Annotated in this window: 24 protein-coding genes, 3 tRNA genes and 1 riboswitch; of the genes, 20 read left to right on the plus strand and 7 right to left on the minus strand. The window is 62.2% G+C overall.

The window, feature by feature from the left end; all coding sequences use genetic code 11:
- Nucleotides 1-24: 24 nt before the first annotated feature.
- Nucleotides 25-1,467 (minus strand): NCS2 family permease, encoded by a 1,443-nt coding sequence (locus QF015_RS15265; RefSeq protein ID WP_310203321.1) that lies wholly within the window; start codon nt 1,465-1,467, stop codon nt 25-27.
- Nucleotides 1,468-1,581: 114 nt separating this feature from the next.
- Here QF015_RS15265 and QF015_RS15270 point away from each other — a divergent pair, with 114 nt between their 5' ends.
- Together QF015_RS15270 and QF015_RS15275 are read left to right on the plus strand one after the other, a co-directional pair.
- On the plus strand, nt 1,582-2,226 hold the full coding sequence (locus QF015_RS15270) for a copper resistance CopC family protein (protein ID WP_310203319.1): 645 nt from the start codon (nt 1,582-1,584) through the stop codon (nt 2,224-2,226).
- Between the two features lie 174 nt (nt 2,227-2,400).
- Nucleotides 2,401-2,569: riboswitch (cyclic di-AMP (ydaO/yuaA leader) on the plus strand.
- 3 nt (nt 2,570-2,572) lie between these two features.
- The gene (locus tag QF015_RS15275) at nt 2,573-3,355 is read left to right on the plus strand and encodes an NlpC/P60 family protein (RefSeq protein WP_429390026.1); all 783 of its coding nucleotides are present in this window, start codon (nt 2,573-2,575) and stop codon (nt 3,353-3,355) included.
- 78 nt (nt 3,356-3,433) lie between these two features.
- Here the strand turns inward: QF015_RS15275 and QF015_RS15280 are convergent, their stop codons facing one another.
- A complete protein-coding gene (locus QF015_RS15280; protein ID WP_310203316.1) occupies nt 3,434-4,126 on the minus strand; it encodes an NAD(P)-binding protein in 693 nt (230 codons plus the stop codon).
- A gap of 417 nt (nt 4,127-4,543) precedes the next feature.
- On the opposite strand from QF015_RS15280, the gene QF015_RS15285 reads away from it, so the two are divergent.
- Nucleotides 4,544-5,581, plus strand: a complete 1,038-nt coding sequence (locus QF015_RS15285; RefSeq protein WP_310204057.1) for a universal stress protein — start codon at nt 4,544-4,546, stop codon at nt 5,579-5,581.
- 20 nt (nt 5,582-5,601) lie between these two features.
- A complete protein-coding gene (locus QF015_RS15290; protein ID WP_429390028.1) occupies nt 5,602-8,379 on the plus strand; it encodes a PEP/pyruvate-binding domain-containing protein in 2,778 nt (925 codons plus the stop codon).
- Here the strand turns inward: QF015_RS15290 and QF015_RS15295 are convergent.
- Nucleotides 8,376-9,296, minus strand: coding sequence for a cation diffusion facilitator family transporter (locus QF015_RS15295; protein ID WP_310203315.1), 921 nt, complete (start codon nt 9,294-9,296; stop codon nt 8,376-8,378). The two genes, QF015_RS15290 and QF015_RS15295, sit on opposite strands and share 4 nt — an antisense overlap.
- Nucleotides 9,297-9,306: 10 nt before the next feature.
- Entirely contained in the window at nt 9,307-9,807 is a 501-nt protein-coding gene (locus QF015_RS15300; protein ID WP_310203313.1) for a metallopeptidase family protein, read from the minus strand.
- 92 nt (nt 9,808-9,899) lie between these two features.
- Between QF015_RS15300 and QF015_RS15305 the strand changes: the two genes are divergently transcribed.
- Entirely contained in the window at nt 9,900-10,823 is a 924-nt protein-coding gene (locus tag QF015_RS15305) for a carbohydrate kinase family protein (protein ID WP_310203311.1), read from the plus strand.
- Here QF015_RS15305 and QF015_RS15310 read toward each other — a convergent pair.
- Nucleotides 10,820-11,773, minus strand: a complete 954-nt coding sequence (locus QF015_RS15310; protein WP_429390031.1) for a DMT family transporter — start codon at nt 11,771-11,773, stop codon at nt 10,820-10,822. The two genes, QF015_RS15305 and QF015_RS15310, sit on opposite strands and share 4 nt — an antisense overlap.
- 316 nt (nt 11,774-12,089) lie before the next feature.
- On the opposite strand from QF015_RS15310, the gene QF015_RS15315 reads away from it, so the two are divergent.
- From QF015_RS15315 to QF015_RS15360, 10 genes are all read left to right on the plus strand, one after another.
- Nucleotides 12,090-12,162 (plus strand) — tRNA-Glu (locus tag QF015_RS15315).
- A gap of 84 nt (nt 12,163-12,246) precedes the next feature.
- Nucleotides 12,247-12,320 (plus strand) — tRNA-Asp (locus QF015_RS15320).
- 46 nt (nt 12,321-12,366) lie between these two features.
- Nucleotides 12,367-12,442 (plus strand) — tRNA-Phe (locus QF015_RS15325).
- Between the two features lie 606 nt (nt 12,443-13,048).
- On the plus strand, nt 13,049-14,050 hold the full coding sequence (locus QF015_RS15330; RefSeq protein ID WP_310203307.1) for an SIS domain-containing protein: 1,002 nt from the start codon (nt 13,049-13,051) through the stop codon (nt 14,048-14,050).
- 86 nt (nt 14,051-14,136) lie between these two features.
- Entirely contained in the window at nt 14,137-15,015 is an 879-nt protein-coding gene (locus QF015_RS15335; protein ID WP_310203305.1) for a PfkB family carbohydrate kinase, read from the plus strand.
- A gap of 60 nt (nt 15,016-15,075) precedes the next feature.
- Complete coding sequence (locus QF015_RS15340) at nt 15,076-16,182, plus strand: LacI family DNA-binding transcriptional regulator (protein WP_310203303.1); 1,107 nt, start codon at nt 15,076-15,078, stop codon at nt 16,180-16,182.
- A 209-nt stretch (nt 16,183-16,391) separates the two neighbouring features.
- Nucleotides 16,392-17,714, plus strand: coding sequence for an ABC transporter substrate-binding protein (locus tag QF015_RS15345; RefSeq protein WP_429390033.1), 1,323 nt, complete (start codon nt 16,392-16,394; stop codon nt 17,712-17,714).
- Nucleotides 17,715-17,725: 11 nt separating this feature from the next.
- Nucleotides 17,726-18,697, plus strand: a complete 972-nt coding sequence (locus QF015_RS15350) for a carbohydrate ABC transporter permease (protein ID WP_429390035.1) — start codon at nt 17,726-17,728, stop codon at nt 18,695-18,697.
- Nucleotides 18,691-19,527: a carbohydrate ABC transporter permease gene (locus tag QF015_RS15355; RefSeq protein WP_310203296.1), complete on the plus strand. Its 837-nt coding sequence runs from the start codon at nt 18,691-18,693 to the stop codon at nt 19,525-19,527. The genes QF015_RS15350 and QF015_RS15355 overlap by 7 nt, the downstream gene beginning before the upstream one ends.
- 2 nt (nt 19,528-19,529) lie before the next feature.
- Nucleotides 19,530-20,378, plus strand: coding sequence for a sugar phosphate isomerase/epimerase family protein (locus QF015_RS15360; RefSeq protein WP_429390037.1), 849 nt, complete (start codon nt 19,530-19,532; stop codon nt 20,376-20,378).
- On the opposite strand, the gene QF015_RS15365 is transcribed toward QF015_RS15360, so the two are convergent.
- A complete protein-coding gene (locus tag QF015_RS15365) occupies nt 20,375-21,097 on the minus strand; it encodes a hypothetical protein (protein ID WP_429390039.1) in 723 nt (240 codons plus the stop codon). The genes QF015_RS15360 and QF015_RS15365 overlap by 4 nt on opposite strands.
- Nucleotides 21,098-21,329: 232 nt before the next feature.
- Nucleotides 21,330-21,980 carry a DUF6318 family protein gene (locus QF015_RS15370; protein ID WP_429390041.1) on the minus strand — a complete coding sequence of 217 codons (651 nt, stop codon included), beginning with the start codon at nt 21,978-21,980 and terminating at the stop codon, nt 21,330-21,332.
- A 345-nt stretch (nt 21,981-22,325) separates the two neighbouring features.
- Here QF015_RS15370 and QF015_RS15375 point away from each other — a divergent pair, with 345 nt between their 5' ends.
- The 5 genes from QF015_RS15375 to QF015_RS15395 are packed head-to-tail and all read left to right on the plus strand — an operon-like array spanning nt 22,326 to nt 24,607.
- A complete protein-coding gene (locus tag QF015_RS15375) occupies nt 22,326-22,772 on the plus strand; it encodes an Asp23/Gls24 family envelope stress response protein (RefSeq protein WP_310203287.1) in 447 nt (148 codons plus the stop codon).
- Nucleotides 22,769-22,960, plus strand: a complete 192-nt coding sequence (locus tag QF015_RS15380) for a DUF2273 domain-containing protein (protein ID WP_018779541.1) — start codon at nt 22,769-22,771, stop codon at nt 22,958-22,960. The genes QF015_RS15375 and QF015_RS15380 overlap by 4 nt, the downstream gene beginning before the upstream one ends.
- Nucleotides 22,957-23,337, plus strand: coding sequence for a hypothetical protein (locus QF015_RS15385; RefSeq protein ID WP_310203279.1), 381 nt, complete (start codon nt 22,957-22,959; stop codon nt 23,335-23,337). The genes QF015_RS15380 and QF015_RS15385 overlap by 4 nt, the downstream gene beginning before the upstream one ends.
- A complete protein-coding gene (locus tag QF015_RS15390; RefSeq protein WP_429390044.1) occupies nt 23,334-23,999 on the plus strand; it encodes a DUF6286 domain-containing protein in 666 nt (221 codons plus the stop codon). The genes QF015_RS15385 and QF015_RS15390 overlap by 4 nt, the downstream gene beginning before the upstream one ends.
- Complete coding sequence (locus QF015_RS15395; protein ID WP_310203275.1) at nt 23,996-24,607, plus strand: hypothetical protein; 612 nt, start codon at nt 23,996-23,998, stop codon at nt 24,605-24,607. Before QF015_RS15390 ends, QF015_RS15395 begins: the two co-directional genes overlap by 4 nt.
- Nucleotides 24,608-24,653: the final 46 nt, after the last annotated feature.

The raw sequence follows: 24,653 nt of genomic DNA on the forward strand, positions 1-24,653 counted from the left end.
GCGTGTCTGGGATTGTGGACTGGGCTACTTGACGCCCAACAACTCCTCCACAGTTCCGATGCCGAAGAACAGCAGGAACGCAGCGGCCACAGCCCACATCAGCGGGTGGACTTCGCGGGCACGGCCCTGGAACGTGCGGATCAGGACGTAGGAGATGAAGCCCGCACCCAGGCCGTTGGCGATGGAGTACGTGAAAGGCATGAGGGAGATGGTCAGGAACGCCGGGATGCCAACGCCCCAGTCCTGCCAGTCGATCTTGCCCACCTGGGAGACCATCATGAAGCCCACGACAACCAGCGCCGGGGCAACAGCTTCGAACGGGACAAGGTTGATCAGTGGCGTGAAGAACATGGCCACCAGGAAGAGCGCGCCGGTGACGATCGAGGCGAGGCCGGTACGGGCCCCTTCGCCGATGCCCGCGCCGGACTCAACAAAGATCTGGTTGGAGGAAACGGACGCGCCGCCACCCACGATCGCGCCGAGGGCATCGACCTGCAGGACCCGGTCAACATTGGGGATGTTGCCGTCCTTGTCTACGGTTCCGGCTTCGTTGGCCAGTCCCACCATGGTGCCCATGGCGTCGAAGAAGATGCTGAGGAGGATCACAAATGCCAACAGCGCTGCAGCGATGAAACCGAGGTGCTGGAACGCGCCGAACGGGTTGGCCTTGCCGATGAGGGACAGGTCCGGGGCGCCCCACTCGGAGAGCGTGGGAGCCACGAGCGACCAGCCGCGCGGGTTGACGTTCTTGCCGTCGAAGCTGGGGCCGATGTGGAGCGTGAATTCAAGGATGGCTGCCAGCGCCGTGGACACGACGATACCAATCAGGATGGCGCCGCGGACCTTACGGACCACCAGGGCGATGGTCAGGATGAGGCCCACTGCGAAGACGAGTGTCGGCCAGCCCATGAGCTTGCCGTCCACGCCCAAGCCAAGGGGAACGGTGGTGCCGGCAGCATCGGGGATGCGGCGCACGAATCCTGCGTTGACCAGGCCGATCAGTGCAATGAAGAGGCCGATGCCCACCACGATCGCGGTCTTCAGGGCTTCCGGAACGGCCTTGAACACGGCAGTACGGAAACCGGTCAGCACCAGGATGAGCATGGTGACGCCGGACAGCACCACGAGCCCCATCATGTCCGGCCAGGTCAGCTCCGGGTGGGACGCAACGGTGACGGCCACGAAGGCGTTGACGCCCAGTCCTGTTGCCACAGCGAAGGGGTGCTTGGCCCACGCGCCCATGAGGATGGTGAGGATGCCCGCCACGAACGCGGTGGTGGCAGCGACGGCCGTGAAGCCGAGGGAGGCTCCACTCGAATCCGGACCGGAGAGGATCAAAGGGTTCAGCACCACGATGTAGCTCATGGCAAAGAACGTCGCGAAGCCGCCACGAATTTCCCGCGAGTACGTGGATCCACGTTCAGTGATTTTGAAGTAGCGGTCGACTGCAGAACCTTGTTTAAGCATGGAGGACTCCGGGGATCGAGGGGAGTGTGCTCTCAAATCCTATGCGGTCCGGTACGGGCGTTCCGGACCATTCGCCTAGTCTGTAAGGAAGCCAACACTAGGAGAAACCGCCCCATGCGTACCATCCGCCCACTTCTGGCCGCCGTCGTCGCTGCTCTTGCCTTCGCGGCCGCCTTGCTGTTTTCTGCGGCTCCGGCGTCCGCCCACGACGTCGCCGAGTCCACGACGCCGGCCAACGGCGCCAGCGTCCCTGAAGTGCCGGCGTCGGTATCCATTACGTTCAACAACCGGCCGCTCGCCATCGGATCCGGCGTAACCGTCACGGCGGGCGGCGAAAACTGGGCCGATGGTCCCGTGGAAATCATCGACAACCAGGCCGTCCAGAAGTTGCGCGAAGGCGCCCCGGCCGGCGAGTACACGGTGGTTTGGCGCGTGGTCAGCAGCGATTCGCACCCCATCGAAGGCACCTTTACCTTTACGGCGGCCGCAGGAAGCACGACGGCGACGGGCAGCACAGCAGTCGCCTCACCGTCGGGTTCTGCGTCGTCAGGAGCAGTACCGACAGCAGCCGTGCCGACGGCGGGGACCGCAGCGCCGGGAACCGCTGTCAGCGAGCCTGCGGCGGACGCCTCCCAGCCCTTCCCGTGGAGCATCGTGGGACTGGCTGTTGTTGCTGTCGGTCTCGTTATTTTCCTGGCCGTGACAGCCCGCAAGAAGCTTGCTTCCAACGACTCAGATGGCGATACTTCCGCGGAATAACGCGGTTTTCTACGTAGCTGCGAAGATCTCGAAACGGTTACCGCGACACGCCAAAAGCCTGCTTCTCGTTACTTAAATGTGACTTCCGCGAGATCATCGCGTACGGTTGTACCTGTGCCTGTTCCACGTAGCGGGCACTTCCGGCCTGATTGCCTAGCTCTGCCGCAGTCCGGAATCCGTTCGCAGACAAACCTTACGGCAGAGACGGGGAACCCATTTTAGGTCGCTTTCGAGCGTGCCTTGGGGTGAAGTCACGAAGCTTCCGCTGAACAGCGGGAGATAGTGACCGGGTGACTCCCATCCGAATCCGACAGCTAACCTCGCAGGCATCGGGAGAGGCTCTTTCATGTCTTCACGCATTCTTCGCGGCCGTCGTAAGGCGGACAGCGTACGTCCTAATCCGTTCATCTCCATCTCCAAGGCAGTCGCCAGCAACGCTTCCGGCGCTGGCCGCCAGGCAGCTGTTATCGCAGCAGCCTCGGGACTCGTCCTGACCGGCTCCATCGCTGCCCACGCAGCCGAAGCTCCGGTTCAGCGGGACTCCAGCCCGGCCACGGTCGCCGAGACCGCCTCCGAGGCTCCCACCCAGGTTGTTACCGCTCTGGCTACGGCTACCGTGAACTTCGAGCGCCCTGCTGTTGCTTCCGTAGCAGCTCCGGTCATCGAAAAGCCTGCACCGGTTGCTCCGGCCCCCGTAGCCAAGAAGGCAGCTGTCACCACTGCTGCTGCAACGGCTCCGGTTGCCAAGGCAGCTGCTGCCGCTCCGGCCGCCGCTCCTGCAGCCCCCGCTGCTGCTGCCCCGGCCGTCGGTGGCGTCAACGCTGCCATGGTTGCCTCGGCCTACGCCCAGATCGGCATCATGCAGGACTGCACCGCCATGGTGGAGCGGGCCCTCGGTTCCGCCGGCATCCCCGTTGGCGACCTCGGCCCCATGCAGTTCATGAACTACGGCAAGGTTGTCAGCGACCCCCAGCCCGGTGACATGATCGTCCAGTCCGGCCACGTAGCCATCTACATCGGCAACGGCCAGGCGATCAGCGGCGGCATCAACGGCAACCAGACGGGCATCCACCCGATCAGCTGGTTGACCGCAACGGGTCCCCTGACCTACGTACGCGCTGGCGCATAAGCCTCACGCAACAGTTCAAAGGCCGGCGCCTCCGAAGACACTGTCTTCGGAGGCGCCGGCCTTTGACGTTAAATTCTGCTAAGCGGTGGCGATGTCCGGCCCTGCGGGCAGCGCAACCTTGGACGAGATCGCTTGGCCCACGGCCTTTGCCTGCCGCAGCACTTCTTTAGGTGTGGGCGTAATGAGCTCACCTACTCCTACAAGGTGCATCCCGACGGCCCTCATTGCGGCCACCAGGTTCTGGCCTATCGCGATACCGAGTTCCGCGAGCATTCGGCGCAACTGGCTCTGAGCGCAGCGCGTGACCACAATGTGGTCGGCAAGGAGAACGCCGTTGGCGGTGTGGACGGCCCACTGGCGGCGGGTGGATTCCAGGGGCCCGGAGGCGTGGAGCCCGGTCCTGAGCCCGGCTGTCGTCATGCTGGCGGCCAGTCCATAGCCGATGTGCTGGGAGGGGTCCGAGCCCAGGAAATCAAGGCGGACCGCGCGGGTGGTGTTGCGGACGTCCAACTGATGGCTTGCGGCGTAGTTCCGTAAGTGGCGGAGGATCTCGTTGCGTTCCTGCATTGCTGCAGGATCGCCGGCATCGCACCGTTGAAGCATGCCGGTGTGGACCGACGGGCCGGTTCCGGACAATGCACCGAAGCCATCCACCACTATGGAGCCCACGCCGTAGCGGCTGAGCTCACTGGCAACTGCCAAACCGGACAGGCCGGCTCCGATGACCACGGTGGTGGTGCGTTCCGTGGCGGAATCAGGCGTGGGTGACACTGCTTGGTTCCTCCTTGACGTGTGTGCCTTTCGGCATCGCATGGGGTCGCGTCCGAGTTCCCCAAGCGGCCGCAACTGAAGGGCCGGAGTGTGTTGTGAAACACGGTCGCCGGCCATTCAGTGACTCGAACACTACCGAACTTTTTCTGCCATGGATAGCCTCCCGCCTCCGCGTGTTTGCGTTGTTCATCCGCGGCGCAAACAGGGCCCGCGGCAACCTTGCCCGGACCGTTATACACATAGCCCCAAGCCGCCTTGATTCGGCGTTGCCGACCGAGAATAGTGGGCATTGGGAGGAGGAATTTCCGAGTTTCTTCTGCCTCGACCATTGACAATGACGCCATGAGGGAATCCGACCCGGAAAACCTCTGGCAGAATGGCCGGAACATCAAGCAGCAGGTGGAGAGGCGGGCCCCAATGGACCAGCACAGCAGGCACAGTGAAGAGCCACAGGACGGCCAGGACCAGGCAGTGGCACCCGGTGGCATCGTCGTTGGAGTCGACGGTTCCGAGCATGGTCAATGTGCGTTGGTGTGGGCGGCGCGGGAAGCCGAACGCCGTCAGTTGCCCTTGCACATCGTGACGGCCTACTCCGTCCCCATTTTTGCCGCATCAGGCCTCGACGGCGGCTACGCGACAGTGGATGATTCCGTGATCCGCGAGGGCGCCGACGCCATCGTGAAGCAGGCCATGGACAAGGTCTCCGGTTATGCCATCGACGTTGATGCTTCCGTCGAGAACGGCGACGCAGCCGGTGTCCTGCTTGACCTCTCGGCAGACGCCGCGCTCCTTGTCTTCGGAAGCCGGGGCCGCGGAGGTTTCGTGGGACGCCTTTTGGGATCGGTCAGCAGCGCCCTGCCTGCCCACGCAAAATGCCCCACCGTGACAGTCCCGCTGTACTGCGCCGACCGTCTTGGCGAAAACACCGAGGACAAGCACATCAAGGCCGAGCACGCCAAAGCCGGTCCCCGTACCGTGGAAAACGTGGTTGCCGTTGGTGTGGACGGCTCCGAGCAAGCCCGCGTGGCGGTGCTTGAAGCGGCCGAGGAAGCCCAGCGCATGGGAGCCAGGCTCCGCGTGATTTGCGCTGTACCGCAGTACAGCGGGTCTTTGGCGTGGGTGCCGGCTCCCTTGGACCGTGACGCACTGTTTGCCGATATCAGGGTCCAGCTTGACGCCGGTGTTTCCTGGCTCAGGAGCCACTTTCCCCAATTGACCATTGAGACCGATCTTCGGGACGGCTCACCGGTGGACGTGCTGGTGGAAACCAGCCGCAGCGCCGAACTGGTGGTTCTGGGAACACGTGGCCGCGGCGGATTTGCGGGCATGCTCCTGGGATCCACCTCCGATGGCGTCCTGCACCATGCCAAGGGTCCCGTGCTGGTTGTCCCGGACCGCGAGGACCCGAGACTGGCCGATCGTCCCAAGTTTGGGCCAATGCTCGGCGCAGCATAAGCCGCGGCCGTTCACCGTCCATGGACAGCCAGCAGCCTCGGGAACAGCCACACGATTCCGGCAAGAGGTTTGGTGCGCCCGCGGGGCTGTTCATTCTGGACATCGCCGACGTTCGCGCACCCATGCTTCCTGACGTGGGTGGCAAGGCTGCCAACCTGGGTGAGTTGGCCAGCGCCGGACTTCCGGTTCCACCCGGCTTCTGCCTGACGACTGATGCCTACCGGCACGCCCTTTCGGGCGGCGGGCTGCAGATGGTCCTATCCTCGTTGGTGGAAGCGGACGCCTCGGACCTGGACCAGTTGAACGGCCTCGCCGCCCAGGCGCGGTCCCTGGTCCTTGACGCGGGCATCCCGGCCGAAGTGGCCCAAGCGCTGCGGTCCGCCTACGAGCAGTTGGGGGAGAACGTCCCGGTCGCCGTCAGGTCATCAGCGACCGCGGAGGACCTGGCCTTCGCCAGTTTCGCCGGTCAACAGGACACCTACCTGAATGTGGTGGGTGTGGATTCCGTCCAGGATGCCGTGAGCCGTTGCTGGGCATCTCTCTGGACGGACCGTGCGGTGACCTACCGGACCATCAACGGGATCGATCACGCGTCGGTTGCCCTCGCTGTGGTGGTGCAGGAGATGGTGGATTCAGCGACGGCTGGGGTCATGTTCACCGCCAACCCAGTCACGGGTAACCGCTATGAGACAGTGATTGACGCCAGCCCGGGCTTGGGGGAGGCCGTGGTGTCGGGCGCCGTGAATCCGGATCAGTATGTGGTGGACGTCCGCCGTGGCGTCATCGTGAAAAAGACTGTGGGGGACAGGCTGGTGGAGATCCGCTCCACTCCCGGCGGTGGGACGGAACGAATTGAGCGATCCCCTGAAGCTTCCCGGCAACAGCCCCGCGATCCGAGCCCGCAGCCATGCCTCAGCGATTCCCGGATCCTTGCGCTCGCGAGGTTGGGCCGCAAGGTCCAGGACCATTACGGCGCTCCACAGGATACGGAGTGGGCCATCGACGACGCGGGAAAATTATGGCTCACCCAGGCTCGTCCCATCACCACCCTGTATCCGCTCACTACGCGCACTCCGTCGGCCCCCGGCGAGCACGCCTTCCTGAACTTCAGCCTCGCACAGGGGCTCACCAGGCCGTTGACGCCCATGGGGTTGGCTGGCATTCGCCTCATAGCCTCATGCGTTGCCAGGACTGCGGCGTTCGATGTGCCGGATCCCAGGTCCGGACCATCGCCGTACTACGAGGCCGGGCAGCGTATCTTCTTCGACCTCACCGCCGTGCTGCGGAGCCGCATCGGGCGGACCATTGTGCCTCGCGTTTTCGATGTCATGGAGGCGCGCTCAGCTGCCCTGATGCGGGGTCTCTTCGATGACCCCCGTTTCACTGTGACCACCAGGACACCCCTCAAGCTGTTTCGGCACGTAGCCCCGGTGGCAGCCAAGTACCGGGTTCCGGAATCACTGTTCCGGGGTCTTTTCCGCCCTGATTCGGCAATGAAGCGGGTTGGGAGGCTCTCCTCCGAACTGCACAGCACCTTTGCCGTTCCGTCTGAATCAACGGCACACCAGCGGCTCGGTCATGTCCAGCGAATCCTTGGAGAGGAAGTCTTTGCCACAGTCCCGCAGGTGCTGCCTCTTCCGGCTTTGGGTTTTGCGATGTTGGCGCTGGTCAGGCGGATTCTGGGCGAACAGGCTTCTTACGACGAACTCCAAACAGTGATCCGCGGGCTGCCCAACAACGTCACCACGGAGATGGATCTGGCGCTGTGGCAGCTTGCCTCGCAGATTCGGGAAGACCCCGACGCCGTCGCCTCCATGGCGGGCAAGCCGGCAGCCGAGCTCGTGCAACAGTATCGGGACGGCAACCTTCCGCCGGTCGCCCAGTCCGGAGTGGAATCGTTCCTCGGCGCGTTCGGGCACCGGGCCGTCGCGGAGATCGACCTCGGCATGCCCCGCTGGTCGGACGAGCCAACCCACATCCTTGGGGTCGTAGCCAACTATTTGAGGCTCGGGGCCGGTGCGGATTCTCCGGACCAGCAGTTCGAAAAGGCTGCGCGTGAAGCGGATGACCAGGTTGCGCGCTTCGTGGCCCGCGCAAGGGCGAAAAGCCCGGCACACGCGGTGGTCGTGCGCACCGCCCTGGACCGCACACGGAGGTTCGCGGGACTGCGCGAGTTGCCCAAGTACAACCTCGTTCTGGGCTTGGCTGCTGCAAGGGAGCAACTGGTGCTGGTCGGCAGCCAACTCGCGGCGTCCGGGCGGATCGCGCAAGCGGAGGACATCTTCTTCCTGGATCTCGACGAAGCTGAGACAGCCCTGGCTGGAGATGACCTGCGCGGGGTGGTCGCGGAGCGTCGTGCAAGCTATGAGCAGGAACTCCGGCGCAGGCACATCCCCCGAGTGCTGTTGTCAGATGGAACCGAGCCGGAAGCCACCCCGGGGGGCAACGGACAACAGCGCCCGGGCACTTTGTCCGGCAGTCCGGCGTCGTCCGGTCAGGTGACAGCACCTGCGCGCGTCATCATGGACCCCGTTGGTGCGCACCTTGAACCCGGTGAGATCCTGGTGGCACCCTCAACCGACCCCGGCTGGACGCCGTTGTTCCTGACGGCCGGCGGATTGGTTATGGAGATGGGCGGCCCCAACTCACACGGCGCAGTGGTTGCACGCGAATACGGCATCCCCGCCGTAGTGGGGGTTCCGGATGCCACCTCGCGCATCATCACCGGCCAACGGGTCACCGTGGATGGCGCGGCAGGGACGGTCAGTACAGAGAATGTTGGGGGAGGAATGACCTAGGCGTGCTGGTGTGATTCGTGCTCCGAGTGGCTCACGGGCTCCAGTTGGAAAGTGCAGTGCTCGGTGTCGAAATGCCGGCCCAGGCAGGATCCGAGCTGATCCAGGATGCTGTCGGCCCCGCTGGCGTTGAGGACCTCGTCCTCCACCACAACATGGGCCGAGAACACGGGAACGCCGGACGTGATGGTCCAGATATGGATGTCGTGGGCTTCCACCACGCCGTCCACCGCCAGGATGTGCTCGCGGATCATGTTCACGTCCACGCCCTTCGGGGTCGCCTCGAGGAGGACGTCCACCACGTCGCGAAGCAGGTGCCACGCGCGGGGGATGATCATCAAAGCGATCACCACTGACGCAATGGGGTCGGCGGCGCTGAACCCGGTGGTCATGATGACGATTGCCGCAATGATCACCGCGATGGAACCCAGGAGATCGCCGAGGACCTCAAGGTATGCCCCGCGGACGTTGAGGCTTTCCTTCTGGGCTCCTTGAAGGATCAAGAGCGAGACGAGGTTGGCCACAGCACCCAGAATGGCGGCCCACAACATCACGTCAGTATGGATTTCCGGGGATTCCCCAAATCTGCGGATGGCCTCAATCATGATCACCACAGCGATGACAATGAGGATCAGGGCGTTGGCCAAAGCGGCCAGCACCTCGGCCCGCTGGTATCCATACGTCCGCTGATCGCTTGCGGGCCGAGTGGCTATCCAGGCGGCCATGAGGGCGATGAAGACGCCTGCGGCGTCGGAGAGCATGTGGCCGGCATCGGCCAGCAGCGCCAGGGATCCGGATACGACGGCGCCAACCACCTGGATGCCCACCACCCCTAAGGTGATGGCCAGGACGGCGATGAGCCGCTTCCGATGCTTGCCGGTTGCCGTGACTCCGTGGGAGTGGTTGTGGTCGTGCCCCATGTCTATAAGGCTAGCCCCAGCCGAGTTCGTGCAAGCGGTCATCGTCGATCCCGAAGTGGTGCGCGATCTCGTGGACCACGGTGATGGCCACTTCGTCGATCACTTCTTCACGCGTGCTGCAGATGTTCAGGATCGGCTGCCGGAAGATGGTGATCCGGTCCGGTAACGAACCGGCCTCCCACCAGGAATCCCGTTCGGTCAGGGGGACGCCCTCGTAAAGTCCCAACAGCACAGTGCCGGGATCTTCACCCGGTTGTGGCGTGTAGTCGTCCTCAATGAAAATTGCCACGTTGTCCATCGCGCCAGCCGCTTTGGGCGGGATCAGTTGAAGGGCGTCGCTGACGGCCTCTTCGAACTCCTCGGGCGACATGTCAAAGGGCCCGGCACCGTGGGCCACCTCCGCCGGTGTGTGCTCGGCAGGACTGTGCACCGCGCTCCGTTCCCGGAGTGGCGATGAGGGGCGCTCGCCGTCCGGGACTATGGGCAAGCCGGGAGGTAGATTCGCGGGCATGATCTGACTTTAGTCCGATCAGGCAGCATCGGCGCCGTGTGTGATGAGAGATACTAAAAGTCAATCCTCTTTTCGACAGACACAGGAACCGCATGACCGGCACCTCTTCCCTCGCGCCCGAGCCACTCGACGTCGTCGTTGTAGGTGAGGCATTGATTGACATCGTGCAGTCCTCGGAAGGCCAGGTGGAGTACCCTGGCGGTTCGCCGGCCAACGTCGCCTTCGGCTTGGGACGGTTGGACGTCAAAGCCGGCCTCCTGACTGCCATTGGCCGTGATGACCGCGGCGACGCCATCGCCGCACATCTGCAGAGCGCCGGCGTGGTGCTGTTGCCGGGCTCCATGTCCGCGGGAAAGACCGCGACGGCGACGGCCCGCATAGCTGCCGACGGTTCGGCTGATTACACGTTCGATATCGATTGGGCTTTGGCTCCGCTTGCACTGCCTTACGCGCCCAGGATCCTGCACACGGGCTCCATCGCGACCTTCCTGGAGCCAGGAGCCAGCGTTGTCCGGAGCTTGCTGGAACAGGCCCAGGGTGGCTGCATGGTCACCTATGATCCCAACATCCGCGCCGATCTACTCGGAAGCCATCACGAGGCACTCTCCCTCTTCGAGGAAATCGTGCCACTGACCGACGTCGTAAAGCTCAGCGGCACTGACGCACGCTGGCTGTACCCGGGCAAAGCGCTGGAGGACACGGCGAACCACCTCCTGGCCCTGGGCACCGGGTTGGTGGTGGTGACCCAGGGGGTCAAGGGTTCGCTCATGGCCACCCGACACATACAGCTCAACGTTCCGGCGGTCCCGGCCACTGTGGCCGACACCATCGGCGCCGGTGACTCATTCATGGCAGCGCTCATCATGGGGCTGCTGCTGCGGGGCAGTGACGGACTTGCCCCCACCGTCATGGAACGGATCGGAACCATTGCCTCCATGGCAGCGTCCATCGCGGTCGGCCGGCCGGGGGCCAATCCGCCCACACACCGCGAACTCCTGGTTGGAATGGCCCGCTAACGGAGGGCTTGGCGGGTCCGGCGCCGGGTCAGGCCCACGCCGATCAGGCACACCACGCCGCCGATCAGTCCCCAGATGGTGGGGACTTCCTGCAGCACGGCCCACGAAATCAAGATCGTCGTGCCCGGAACCAGGTAGGTGGTCGCGGCCAGCTTCCCGGCTGAGATGAGGGACAACGCGTAGGCCCAGGTGGTGAAAGCGATGGCCGTGGGGAAGATGCCCAGGTACACCAGCCCCAGGGTTGCCGGGAGCGGCGCTGCCTGTACTTCGGATATCAGTTGCCCTGTCCACGGCAGGCAGCAGATGGCGCCCACCATGATGCCGAACCACGTCGCTTGTCCGGCGGTGAACTTCCGGAGGACAGGTTTCTGCAGGATCGCGCTGACGGAGGCGAGCACAGCGGCAAGCAAGCACAACAGCACACCGGCGACATCCGCCGTCGAGCGCTGCCCTGAACCCAACGCGATCATCGCGACGCCGCAGAAGGCCACGCCGCTGCCGATCAGCAGCCAGCGGGGAAAGCCCTCTTTGAGGAAGATTCCGGCAAGGATCGCGATCAGGATGGGGGAAACGTTGATCAGCATGGCGCTGGTGCCGGCGTCGAGCATGTGTTCCGCGGCGTTCAGCGCCACGTTATAGCCGCCGAACCACATCACCCCGTACGCCACGATCGGCAACCATTCCCGGCCCCTCGGCCACACCTTCAGGGTCGGCAGCACTACGATTCCAAGTACGACGGCGGCAACCGCCAACCGTCCGAGCGTCAGGGAACCGGGGGAGAAGCTGGGGCCGACCGCACGGATGCCCACGAACGCCGAAGCCCACAGGACCACGGTGACGATGACAGCGACAATGCCGAGTTTGCTGATGGCCGCAGCCGGCGCTGGGGTGGTGCGCTGGGGCAGGTCCGGAGAAGGTTGGCCGGGTTCGGCCGAGGAGGTGGTTGTCATAGACCCAAATCTAGCTGTCGGGGCGTGCGTGCGGCTGGCGGTTTTCGGACGCGTCAGGACAAGATCCTGCCAATGTTTTATCGGCGGCGCCCGGAGCGCCTGCGGGGGATGGGCTCCCGGCGCTATCAGCCCTCCAAAGTCCCGGGATGCCGCCCCTCGATGGGCTTCAGTTGGAAGTCCTGGAACGGTCTGCGGACCCCGATTTGGGAATATCGCCATCTATGCTCTAAAGTTTTAGAGTCCAGTTCGGACGAGCGAGACACGGAAAGAACGCGTAAAGCGTTCCTTTTCCTTGCGAAATCCGAATTGAGTTCAGGCCCCCATCGTCTAGCGGCCTAGGACACCGCCCTTTCACGGCGGCGGCACGGGTTCGAATCCCGTTGGGGGTACGCAAGGAAGTGGTAAATCAGATGAAAAAAGTCTGGTAAGCTAGAAGCCTTGAAAAAAACGCGGTAGAGATACTGCAAACGCAAGGCCCTGTAGCGCAGTTGGTTAGCGCGCCGCCCTGTCACGGCGGAGGTCGCGGGTTCAAGTCCCGTCAGGGTCGCTCTGAGCGCCGAAGAAATTCGGTTCTCAAGGTGACATGTCACCTAGGCTCTGTAGCTCAGTTGGTAGAGCGTTCGACTGAAAATCGAAAGGTCACCGGATCGACGCCGGTCGGAGCCACCACTGGGAAGCATCAGTTCTTCGGAACTGGTGCTTTTCTTCTTTAACGCGCTGAGCCTGACTTCACACCCTCTTCCCATCGGGCCGCCTCAAATTAGCGCCGCGACCCCGGCATGCCATGGGAAGAGCCCATGATGGTGGTAGATGCCCTGGGCCGCAGAAGGCGCACACCTTGCCGCAAGCTCCGGCTCCGGCAAGGCGAGAGCTGGAAGGGCCCGCCGGCCGCTGGGAGAGCTCGTCCGCCGCTGGGAGAGCTCGTCCGCCGCTGGGAGGGCTCCGTCCGCCCCTGGGAAGGCTCGTCCGCCGCTAGGAGCGGGTCTGGACCAGTGGGCGGCGGGTCCGGGAGTAGCCGCGCTTCCGCAAGGGGAGCATGCGCAGCCCGGCATCCCTATCAGACCGGCGCCTGCGTGTGGTGCCTTGTCCATAACCCGTCGTCGCTTCTCCAAGCGCGCCTGCCTTGCAGCCACGGCGATCTCCCTCCGCTCGAAAGGAGCGACCCAAGCCAACCTATTGACGCCCCCATTTCCCCGTGACACCATGATGACCACATCTTGATACCGGTATCAATTTGTTTCATCAATTTTAGATCGTCATACGAAAGGACCATCCGTGCTTGGCTTCAAAGAAGAGGAATTCCTCACGCAGACCCGCAGTGCACTGGCACTGCAGGGGCAGATCGAATCGGTTGTCGACTCCATCCAGCAGCGGGGACTGACCAACCTGTTCCTCATCGGGGCCGGCGGAACCTACGCTGCGATGCTTCCGTACGAGCACTTCATCCGGTCCCGCTCCACCTTGCCGGTCCGTGCATCCATCGGCAAGGAACTCATGCTCACGGATGACCCCACATTTGGTCCCGGCTCCGTAGCCGTTTTTGCCTCCGTTTCGGGCACCACGGAGGATGTCATCGAGGCCATCGAGTTTGCCAAGGCCAAGGGCGCCTACACGGTGGGTTTCACAGGCTTCGGTGATAGCCCATTCGCCAAAGCCCTCGATGTTGCTCTGGTGACTGAGCCCAAAACATGGCCGTTCGATATTCCCATGATTCTCTTGAGCACCCGCCTGCTCGCTGCGCGGGGCGAATTTGAAGGCTTTGAAGAACTCGCTGCTGAACTGCAGGCCGTCCCCGAGGGCTTGGTGGGCGTCGCGCGGCAAGCAGAATCAGTGGCTGAAGTATTTGCGGAAAAGAACAAGGACGCCGACTACCATTTCCTGGTTGGCACCGGGAACCTGTGGGGCCTTACCTACCTCTATTCCATGTGCATCCTGGAAGAGATGCAGTGGCTGCGGACCACTCGGGTGCACGGCGCCGAGTTCTTCCACGGTTCCTTGGAACTCATCGAGGAAGACACGAGCTTGATGCTCCTCGTGGGCGAGGATGAAACCCGCCCGCTGATGGATCGTGTAGCCAAGTTCGCCGGGAACTACAACAAGAACACCACTTTGCTGGACAGCAAGGATTACGAACTCCCGGGGGTAAGCCCGCGATTCCGCGCACTCCTGGCCCCGCTGATTCTGGATACCGTTCTTGACCGGTTCAGCAAGCATCTCGAGCGCGTGCGCAACCACTCCCTGGATCTGCGCCGCTACTACCGGGTGGTCGAATACTGACCGTTCGCCGTGCCCCGGATGGGGCCCGTCATCCCGCGTTGCGGGCCCGGCCATGGCCGGGCCCGCAGAATCGAGACAGGAAGAGCATGAAAGTAATCGGGTTCGGGGACAACATTGTGGACCGTTTTCTCGACCGCAAAGTGATGTACCCCGGGGGAAACTGCGTCAACTTCGCGGTCTTTGCCCACCGTATGGGCGTTGAGTCCGCATATCTCGGCGTCTTCGGCTCGGATCCGCTGGGCGCTTTTGTCCGTGATGCCATTGAGGCGGCGGGGGTCGACACCAGCAGGTGCATCATCCGCGAGGGCCTCAACGGGGTCACGGAGATCAAGGTAGTGGACGGTGACAGGGTCTTCATGGGCTGGAACGAAGGAGGCGTCACCATGAGTGACCCCTTTATGCTCCAAGAGGAGCACCTCAACTATCTGGCCTCGGCCGACCTTGTGCATTCGAGTGTCTATTCCGCATCGGAGGCCGAGTTGCCGGGAGTCAAGAGCACTGGGGTCCTGGTCAGTTTTGATTACTCGTCGGAACCGGAGCGTCGAACCGACGCCTATCTGATGAAGACGGCGCCCTACGTGGACCTCGCTCTTTTGTCGTGCGGAAACATGACCATAGCCGCCGTCGAAAATGACCTGATGCGGGTGCACACGGCAGGCGCTTCACTCGTGATCGGGACCCGCGGTCAGTCCGGCGCCATCATGTACGACGGCGAACGCTTCCTCACGCAGGAAGCGGCAACTACCGATCCACTGCTGTTCGCGGACACGATGGGGTGCGGAGACGCCTTCCTGGCGGGGGTTGTGGTCAGTCTGCTTGGCTCAGGTTGGAGCCGAAGTCATCAGCCACCCGTCGACGCTTTAAGGAAGGGCCTGGCACGGGGGGCCGAGTCGGCTGCAGCACAGTGTTATGTCGAGGGCGCCTTCGGTTACGGCCGGCCCGTCGAGGTAGCAACTAGGATCTGATGCAGAGAGAAATCCATGGACGGAACTGCAAACGCGGATTCCACAACTGAAGGGGGCCGGATGGCGACGGATCATCAGAACCACCCGGCTGCCCCGACCATTACTGAAGTCGCCGCAGCTGCAGGGGTGGGGAGGGCCACGGTTGCCCGCACCCTTGGGAACTATGGATCGGTTAGTGAAGCCACCCGTGCCAAGGTGATGCGGGCGGCCGAGAAACTGGGCTATCAGCCGAATACCTTGGCGCGAAGCATGACCACGGGAGTAACCAAGACCCTTGGGATCGTGTTGGCGGACGTGGCCAACCCCTTCTTCTCGGGGGTACTCAAAGGCATCTCAGAGACCGCGAAAACAGCGGGCTACGACGCCATAATCTTGAGCACCGACGAGAAGCTTGAGCTGGAGCGCGATGCAATCGCCGTCCTGCTGGCAAAGCAGGTCGACGGACTCGTTGTGGCTTCCGCAGCGGGACGAAGTGACGACGTCTCGCATTTGTCCAATGCCATTGATCGCGGAACTCCCGTAGTTCTTATCGACCGTCTCGTGGACAAATTGGAGACTGATTCGGTGGTGATCGACAATCGGGAGGCCGCGCGGTCCGCCGTTGCCTCGCTCATCCAAAATGGTCATCGGCGCATAGCGTTCGCGTGGGGACCAGTGACCCTGAGTCCGGCAACAGACTTAAAACAAATGCACAGCATCCTGGATGAAGCGCTCTGGAGTGATGGTGAACGGCTGAGGGGTTACCTGGACGCGCTCGAAGAGGCGGGGATTCCCTTTGATACTGCCCTCATCACCCACGTTCTCAAGAATGAGGGCCAGGCGACGCGGGCTGTCAGCGGAATGCTTGCACTTGCAGACCCGCCGACTGCTATCTTCACCACCGAGACTGAGGCAACGGTGGGCGCACTCCATTCCCTGCGAGCCAGGAATCTCCGGCTGCTGAAAGACGTCTCCCTGATCGGTTTCGACGACAGCCCGTGGGCGGCCGTCATTGAACCACCGCTGACCATGATCCAGCAGCCCATGCGCCAGATGGGGGCGGTGGCTTCCCAGCAGCTCATTGCGAGGATCGACGGCGATACGTCAGCCCCGAAGAAGCACGTCCTGCCTTCCCTGTTGGTAGCCCGCTCCTCAGATGGCCCGGTGCGAGCCGGCAGCGGCAAATAAAAACCCCTTCGTAATTTCCTCCAGTATCTTCCCCGCTGCCACAAATCATGATTCACTGTGGTACCGGTATCACAAATTCCATCCCAAGCCCCATCCCGAGAGTTACCTCCTTCAGCCCGACTCCGTGAAGCCCATCCCAACGGCGGGCATGTCTTCCCACTCCCATAGAGGAGCCCCGGCTGATCGGCCTTCGACCGAAAGAAGAAATAATGCGAAAAAGCACCCAAACACTGATGGCACTGCTGGCTGGCGCTTCTCTGGCGCTCTCTGGATGTGCCGAGGGCGGCAGCCAGCCAGCCGCTGTCCTGGATCCCAATGCTGCGCCACAGTACACGGGGACCCTCAGCATCCTCACGAAGTTCGGCGGCGACCCGCTTGAGCCTTACTTTGAGGAACTGGCCACTGAGTACAAGAAGCTGCACCCGGAAGTGTCCTTTGAACTCATCCAGGAGACAGACCAGAGCATCAAGGACAAGACAAAGACCTTGACTGCGTCCCAAGCCATGCCGGACATCTACTTCACTTGGGCCGGCAGTTGGGCAACAAACTTCATTGACGGGGGACTTGCCGCTGATCTGACGCCGGCCATTGCACCTGGCACCGAGTGGGGCAACAACTTCGGCGAGTCGGCATTGAAAGCGTTTGAGAAAGACGGCAAGTACTTCGCAGTCCCGCTCTACAACAACGGCAAGTTCATGGGCTACAACCAGCGCATCTTCAAAGAACTGGGTCTGACGCCGCCCTCGACATTCGATGAACTCATCTCATCGTGCTCCGTGCTCAAGGGAGCCGGCTATGAGCCGATCTCCTTTGGAAACAAGGACGGCTGGCCGGGGCTCCACTACCTGCAGCAACTGTTCGCCTACGAAGTGCCGGCCGAGACGCTGCACGCTGACTTCAGTCCGGAAACGGCCAAGCTCGAGGACAAGGGCTACCTCAAGGCCATGGACCAGTTCACCAGTTTGGTGAACGAGTGCACCGGCAGCGGCAAAGACTCCAACGGCGTTCTCTACACCACTGCGCAGCAGGCCCTGGCTGAGGGGAAGTCAGCAATGTATTACCAGGAGATCCTGGAATTCGACTCCACCGCCTCTGCCGATTCAAAGCTCAAGCAGGATGGACTGGGCATCTTCAAGCTGCCGACGGCTTCCGATGCCAAGGGCGATCCAAAGGCGATTGAAGGCTCTCCCGAGGGCTACATCATCAATGCGCGTTCCAAGAACGTTGCCCTTGCCGCTGATTTCATGAAGTTCGCCACCAACAGCCAGAACGCCGCGAAACTCTCGGCTCCGCCTTACGGGCAGCCCAGCGCGGTCAAAGGTGCGGTCTCTACGGAGAACTCTTCCGGACCTGTTATCGAGGGCATCAAGCAGGTAAATGAAGCATCTGCGGCGATAACCTGGTTGGACTCCGTAACTGTTCCTTCCGTGGCTGATGCCTGGCTGGCCGGTGGGGAAGCCTTGGTCGCCGGAACACAGAACCCCGAACAGGTTCTTGCCTCGGTCCGTGCAGCTTCAAGTGCAGCCAAGTAGCAGGCAACCCCATGACCGTATCCGATACTGCCTGGAAGCCCGCAGCTCCGAGTCCTGCGCCTGCTTCCGCTAAGAAGCCGAAGGGCCGGGCAGCCAAGTCCGTCCGGACCCATCGCTGGCGCAATGTTGTTTGGGTGCTGCCGGCGGTTCTGTTGCTGGGCATCTTCGCTTACTTGCCGCTGGTTCAAAATCTGGGGTTCAGCTTCCTCAAGTGGGACATCTACAGCGGCCGCCAAACGTTTGTGGGCGTGGACAACTATGTCCGAATGTTCAACGACCCCATCTTCTGGAAGTCACTCCTTAACAACACGCTGTACGCGATCATCTCCATCGCATTCCAGGTGTTCGGAGCGATGATCCTCGCTGCGATGATCGAGGGACTACGAAGCCAACGATGGAGGGGGATCCTTCGAGCCGTCTACTTTGTACCTTCCGCGATCTCCCTGACAGTTGCTGGCCTCTTGTTCTATTTCATCTACGAACCCGAGATGGGCATCTTGAACGCGGCGTTGGATTTCCTGGGCCTTGGAAACTTCACCCAAGCATGGCTGGGCCAGGAAAACACGGCTATTTTCGCCATCATCGCGATGAGTCAGTGGCAAGGCTTCGGCTACTGCACGCTGCTGTTCTCAGTGGCGCTCCAACGGATCCCCTCCGAACTTTATGAGGCCGCTTCAATCGACGGTGTCGGCCCCTTCCAGCGGTTCTTTTCGATTTCCTTGCCACTTGTCAGGGAAATGACCGGCCTCATGATGATCGTCACGGTGTCCGGAGCCTTCCAAGTGTTCAACGAAGTCATGGTGATGACCAGCGGAGGACCCAACAATTCCAGCCAAGTCCTCGGCACATGGCTGTACAGAAGCGGATTCGTCCGCAACGACTTCGGCTATGCGGCCGCCGTCGCGACTGCTGTCTTCATCATCACGCTGGTCCTGGCTGTCATCCAGCTGCGTATTTCCAAGAAAAGGAGGGTCCAATGGTGACGCGCTCTGCGGTACTGCTGGTACTCGGACGGGTCCTCGTCAAAGCGTTCCTGCTTGCCCTCGCCGTCGTCGTCATTTATCCCTTGGTTTGGATGATGCTGAACGGTGTGAAGTCCAACTCCGAACTTTTCTCCAACCCCTTCGCCCTTCCCATTGCGTGGAAATGGGACAACTACGTCACTGCGTGGAACCGCGGTGTGGGCGACTATCTCACCACCAGCGTCCTGGTCACCGTCGCTTCCACCATCGCCACAGTGTTTATTAGCGCGTGGGCAGCCTACGGCCTGACCCGGGTGAATATTCCCTTCAACAAAGTGGTGCTGATTCTTATCCTTGGCGGTCTGATGCTCGCTCCCACGGTGGCACTGATCCCGCTGGTCAAGATGTTCCAGAGTTTGGGCCTCTATAACAATCTCTGGGCGTTGTTGATTCTGTACACGGCCTTCCGTGTTCCCTTCACCACCTTCCTCATCCGGGCTTACATGATGGACTTACCCGCCGAGGTAGATGAGGCAGCGTCCGTGGACGGAGCTTCGAAGGCCCGTGCGTTCTGGCAGGTAATTTTGCCCATGTGCAAGCCAATCCTGGTTTCGACCGTCCTTTTGAACATCCTGTTTACGTGGAACGAGTACTTGTTTGCCATGGTCTTCACCAGCGGGGGAGCACTGCAAACCCTGCCTGTTGGACTGACCAATCTCATGTCCAAGCACGGCACGGACTACCCGGTGGTGTTTGCTGGTATGGCGATCGCTGCGATTCCAGTGATTGTGCTCTTCTTTGCCGGGCAGCGGTACTTTATCCGTGGACTCGCCGATGGAGTTGGAAAGTAGCCGTGCGTGTACTGGGCTTGGAGCAGGTCTGTGGCTCAAACTTCGCTTACCAGCACCACACCCTTGAGCGCTGCCTCGATGATATGGCCGAACTGGGCAGGGCCAGCGTGGAGCTGTGGGGTGTAGCCCCGCACCTGCACATTCCGCAAACTGATTCGGCACACCTGCGAAAGGTAAAAGGTCAGCTGCTGGAGCGGGAACTCGCTGTGTCCTGTCTTACTCCCGAACAGGTTGCCTATCCCGTCAATATTGCCTCGGGGGAAGAATGGCTCCGAGATCAGAGCCTGCAGTTCTTCTTTCGGGCTGCGGAGGTGTGCAGTGAACTTGAGTCCCCGCTCTTGTTCTTGACCGCGGGACGGGGCTACGAGGACGAACCAGCCGAGGTTGCTTGGGGGCGGTCCGTCGAGGGCCTTCAAGCCATTGCTCACCGAGCCTCTGAGCTGGGAGTGTCGTGCGTCCTTGAGCCTCTCCAACGTGTCGAGTCGAATCTCGTCACTGATGTCGGCTCGCTCCGTTCCATGCTCGACGACGTCGGATCCTCACCTTTGGGGATAGTGATTGACACTGTTGCCATGGCAGCAGCGGGTGAGAACATCAGCGACTATGCCAAGGCTTTTGGCGAGGACATCCGACACGTACACCTGGTTGATGGCGCTCCCACCGGACACCTGGCTTGGGGCGACGGTTATCTGGATCTCGATGAGATTCTGCACGACCTCAGTCGCTTGAATTACAGCGGAGCCCTGACCTTTGAACTCTTTGGTGACGGATCCTACTCTCTGGATCCCCGGGCTGCCGTAACCCAGTGCATCAGTGCTGTTGAGGCCAGCCTGGCACAGCTCCCTGCTTAGTCTTTTGCTCCGGGGCAGCCCCAGGAGTTGGGGTTTTGCTGGCAGGTGTCGGCGACGAGTGCTCTTTGTGTTTTCCAGACGTGGAGGGTTTTGGCTGGTGTGGTGATGTCGAGTGTTCCGTTGATGGGTAGGGGTGGGCCGTTGTTGACGGAGTAGGTGCCGGTGAAGCTGGTGGTGAGGGTGGTTTGGTAGTTGCCGGTTTCGGTGTAGCTGTGGCTGGTGCGGGTGGTGTTGCTGAGCCAGTCGCTCTCGGGGATGGGGTACCCGGCTGCTGGTGTGGGTCCGAGGTTGGTGCCGTCTCCGAAGGTGTAGGTGTAGCTGGCGGGGGTTGCGGTGAGGTGGACTGTTTGGCCGAGGATGGTGAGGTCGAAGGCTTGTTCTGTTGTGGTGGCGTAGAAGTTGGTGGGCCCGCCTTTGAGGGTGTGGGGGAACGGTTGGGCTTCGAGGGTTCCGGGGTTGACGGGTAGTTGGCGGAAGTCGTTCAGGATGCGTGCGGCGATGTCGGCCAGGACATTCTCGGGTTCGGCTTCGTAGAGGCAGGTGGGGCCACTGACGGGAATCCAGTCCGTCCATCCCGGGTTAGTAATGGCATTCGGTGCTTCCTTCCAGATCACCGGCGTGCCCTCCTGACCGTCCGGGGTGGTGGCGGGGCATTCGAGCGCATCGCAGCCCGGATCCTTGGTGTCCGGCCCGTCGGCACGGCAGTGGGTGTCGGCCATGTACTGATTTGGGTCGTCAATTGTCGGGGAAGTTCCGCGTACGCCGAGGCCAGGGGATAGCTGGCCCGTCACGGGGTCAAATACGAATCGCGCACCAATATCGATCCCCCGATCACCGGCGTTGTTTGCGGCCCACGTATCGTCCGCCGCTGCGGAAGGCGCGGCCAGCGCAGAACAGACTGAAAACCAAAGCACTATCCCATAGGCCACGACGTTGGCCCTTCCGGCGAACTTACGCGATGACGCCAAGGTCCACCACGATCCATGAATTGCCCGTGTATTTGGCGAAAAACGCGAATGCGTCATTGGATGCTGCTGAACTCGACCGCCCAACGCTGCCGTCAGCGTTGTAGTAGTCGATTTGGTCTTGTACCACCTGCACTTTCGCCGTTTGTAAAGAATCGGCGCCCCAAAGAACCTCTACCACCGGCACCGAAATCTTCCCGCCGACCAGCCACCGCCCGTCAACATATCCGTCTTCGCCGGATTCCTGGAGTCGGAGACACAGCCGGCGGTCCTCGGAAATCAATGGCTGCCATGCCGACATGTCACCGGTTTCGTCCACATAAGACAATTGCGCGTACCAATACCTAATAAACGCCTCCAGCCCCGCCTTCGAGTTCTCCTTCGCCAGCTCGGGCATCACGGGAACCGGCACGTTTTGGGCCTTCCCCTTGGCATCCGCCGGCTTGTACACGGCGGACGACGACGGGTCACCCGGATTCCCCGGAGTAGCCGCAACAGGCGGAAGCGAAACGCCCGCGGTGGGTGACGCCGTCGTCGTGCCTGTCTCGGAGGGCAGGCCGCCGGGGGCGGCGCCGCCCTGGCATCCCGTCAGGAAGAGGGCAGAACCCACGGCCAAAGCTGCAGTCCTGAAGAGCACGGAACGACATACGGTAAATCCACGGCGTGGCATGACAGGCTCCCCAGCAGCTGTGTTGGCGATGTGTCGGCCAGTCTAGGGGCGGCCATCGAGCCCATCACAGTCGTGAAACGTGCCTTGTGGATAACCTGGCTCTGTTCACGGGAGGGCGCTGGACATGGTCTCGCCTCGCCGGCTCGTCTCCCGCACGCATTCAGTGGGGAACCCGGCGACGGATGCCGCTGGCAGGACTGGATGAGCACGAACTGCACAAAGCCGCCGCCGCGCGTTCCCTTCTCTCCGAGGGTTCTCCCAAAGCGTCGGACCTAGACGCTAGGGTGGTAATCAAGAGAAGGGGAGTGCTCCATGGAAGACCAGAACGTGCAATTGGATCCTGTGCCTGGGGGCGAGGTCCTTGGTACTGGACGCACCATCATCTCCGAGGCGGCCGTGGCCAAAGTTGCGGGCATCGCTGCCCGGACGGTACCGGGCGTTTACTCGTTGGGGTCCGGGCCATCACGGGCGCTTGGCGCGATCCGCGACGCCGTCGGCAGTTCGGACCACGCAGCAGGCGTCCGTGCGGAAGTCGGCGAGACCCAGGTGGCCGTGGACATCAACCTCGTTGCCCTCTACGGGCACCCCTTGCACGGCGTTGCCAACCAAGTCAGGGCCGCTGTTTTCCGCGCCGTTGAAGAGCTTGTCGGCCTCCAGGTCATTGAGGTCAACATCGAGATCAATGACGTCTACGTGGCCCCCTTGGTCAAACCTGCCGGTGGCAAGACCGTCGTCGTGGAAAGGGAGGCACTCCAGTGAGCATGACCGTTGTTGGAATCGCGATCGGCGCCTTCGTGGCGTTCATGTCCTTCTCCTTTGGACTGTGGGGATTCCTTATCTCACTGCTGTTCATGGGCATCGGAGCACTGCTTGGCCGGGCGGCCGAGGGCAAGCTTGACCTCCGCAGCGTCCTGGACGCCATTACGGGCCGGCGCTCTTCGTCATGAGCGTGGCTGAGGCTGTGGAATCCACCACCAGCCTGGCCGGCCACAACCGGATCAGTACCCAGGCTTTGACATCCTTGGCGCGTGCCGCTGCCGCCGAGGCCCTCGGCGTTGAGGCCAGCGACATCCGCGCAGACTGGGCGGACGACGACGGCCTGCTGGCTTTGTCGATCGTGGCACCCATCAGCATCCCGGCTTTGACAGAGGTCCTCCGTGATCCGTCCCGCGTCCAAGGCTTCGGCGGCTCCATCTGGGACCGGACGGTAGCAGCCAAGGCCGCTGTCCTCGAGACGGTCACACGTCTTAGTGGCTCCCAGCTCAGCAGGGTGGACATCAGGATCAGCGGGGCACACGTCAGGGAGGGGGGCCGCGTTCAGTGACTCAGGACCAGGAAACCCAGGACCATCAAACCAAGGCAACGCAAAGCCAGGTGGCCTCGAACGCAGGAGCGACTCCTATGGCGGGCGAAGATCCCGCAATGAGCCGCATCCTGCGCCGTGAAACCCACTCCTCCCGGGCCGGAGCAGCCGTCATCGCCGCTGTGCTGGTGATCGTGCTCTGCGTGTACGCGCTTCTTGAGGCGGGGGTGCGGGCCGTTGGCCAACCCCCGTGGTTGATAGATCCGACCACAGCAGCCGAGCGAATCATCGCCCTTCCGGAAGGAATTTCCCCTCTGCTGCTGGGTGCCAGTGGCGCCGTCGTCGCGATGGTGGGTCTGTTCTTCTTCCTCCACGCAGTGCTGCCCGGCAGGCGTGCCAGGCACCTTCTCCGGGACCCGCGGACCGCCGTCGTGGTTGATGACGAAGTCCTTGCCTCGGCACTGGCGCGACGCGCCCGGACCGCTGCGAACGTTACGCAGGAACAGGTCATGGTGATCGTTTCCCGGCAGTTGGTGGTGGTCAATCTACGGCCTACGTCGGGAAGCAGGGTGAGCGAGGAAGCCGTGCTGGCAGCAGTGCAAGCTGAACTTGATGAAATGTCACCGGTGCCAATGCCCTCCGTCCGGGTCAACCTGGCGTCGACGGGGGTGATTGGCGCATGAACGGTACACCACGCACCCTCAACCGTGTCCTGTTATTCATCATCGGCGTGAAACTCCTGGCTGTCGGTCTGCTCCTCGTGCTGCTGGCCACCGTGCCGGCGGTGGCGACGTGGTGGCATGGCTGGTCCGCGGATGCCTGGGCAGGAATGGAGAATGCCTTCCGCCAGACGCGTTTTCCCGGGCGCGAAGAGAGCTGGTTATGGATTGTGGCCGGAGTGATCCTGGTGGCCATCATCATTGCCATGGTCGCCTGGCTCTCCCAGCAGGGTAAAGGCCGGGCCAACCTCTTGGTTGCCAGCGATGACGACAGCCACATCAATGGTGAAGTGCGCATCGGTGGAGGGGTGGCCGAGCAAGCGCTGAGGGCGGCCCTGGCTGAGCGGACTGACCTCGCAGGCGCCTCCGTTGCGACCTACGAGTTCAAGGGAAAACCCGGCCTGCGCATCCGGATCCAGCCGAGGCAAGGAGTGGCACCCCATATGCTCGCCGCCGATGTATCACAACTGGTTGAAGCGTTGGATCTGGTGATCGGTCAGAAAACGCCAGTATTGGTTCACATGGTTTCCGGCGCCCGGTCCCGGTTCACCAAGGCGGAACGTGTCCGTTGACATTGCGGAAATAACGCTCCAACCCATAAGTTGAACCAAAGGGGGA

The sequence above is a fragment of the Paenarthrobacter sp. TE4293 genome, from assembly GCF_050435325.1.
Taxonomy (GTDB): domain Bacteria; phylum Actinomycetota; class Actinomycetes; order Actinomycetales; family Micrococcaceae; genus Arthrobacter; species Arthrobacter nitroguajacolicus_C.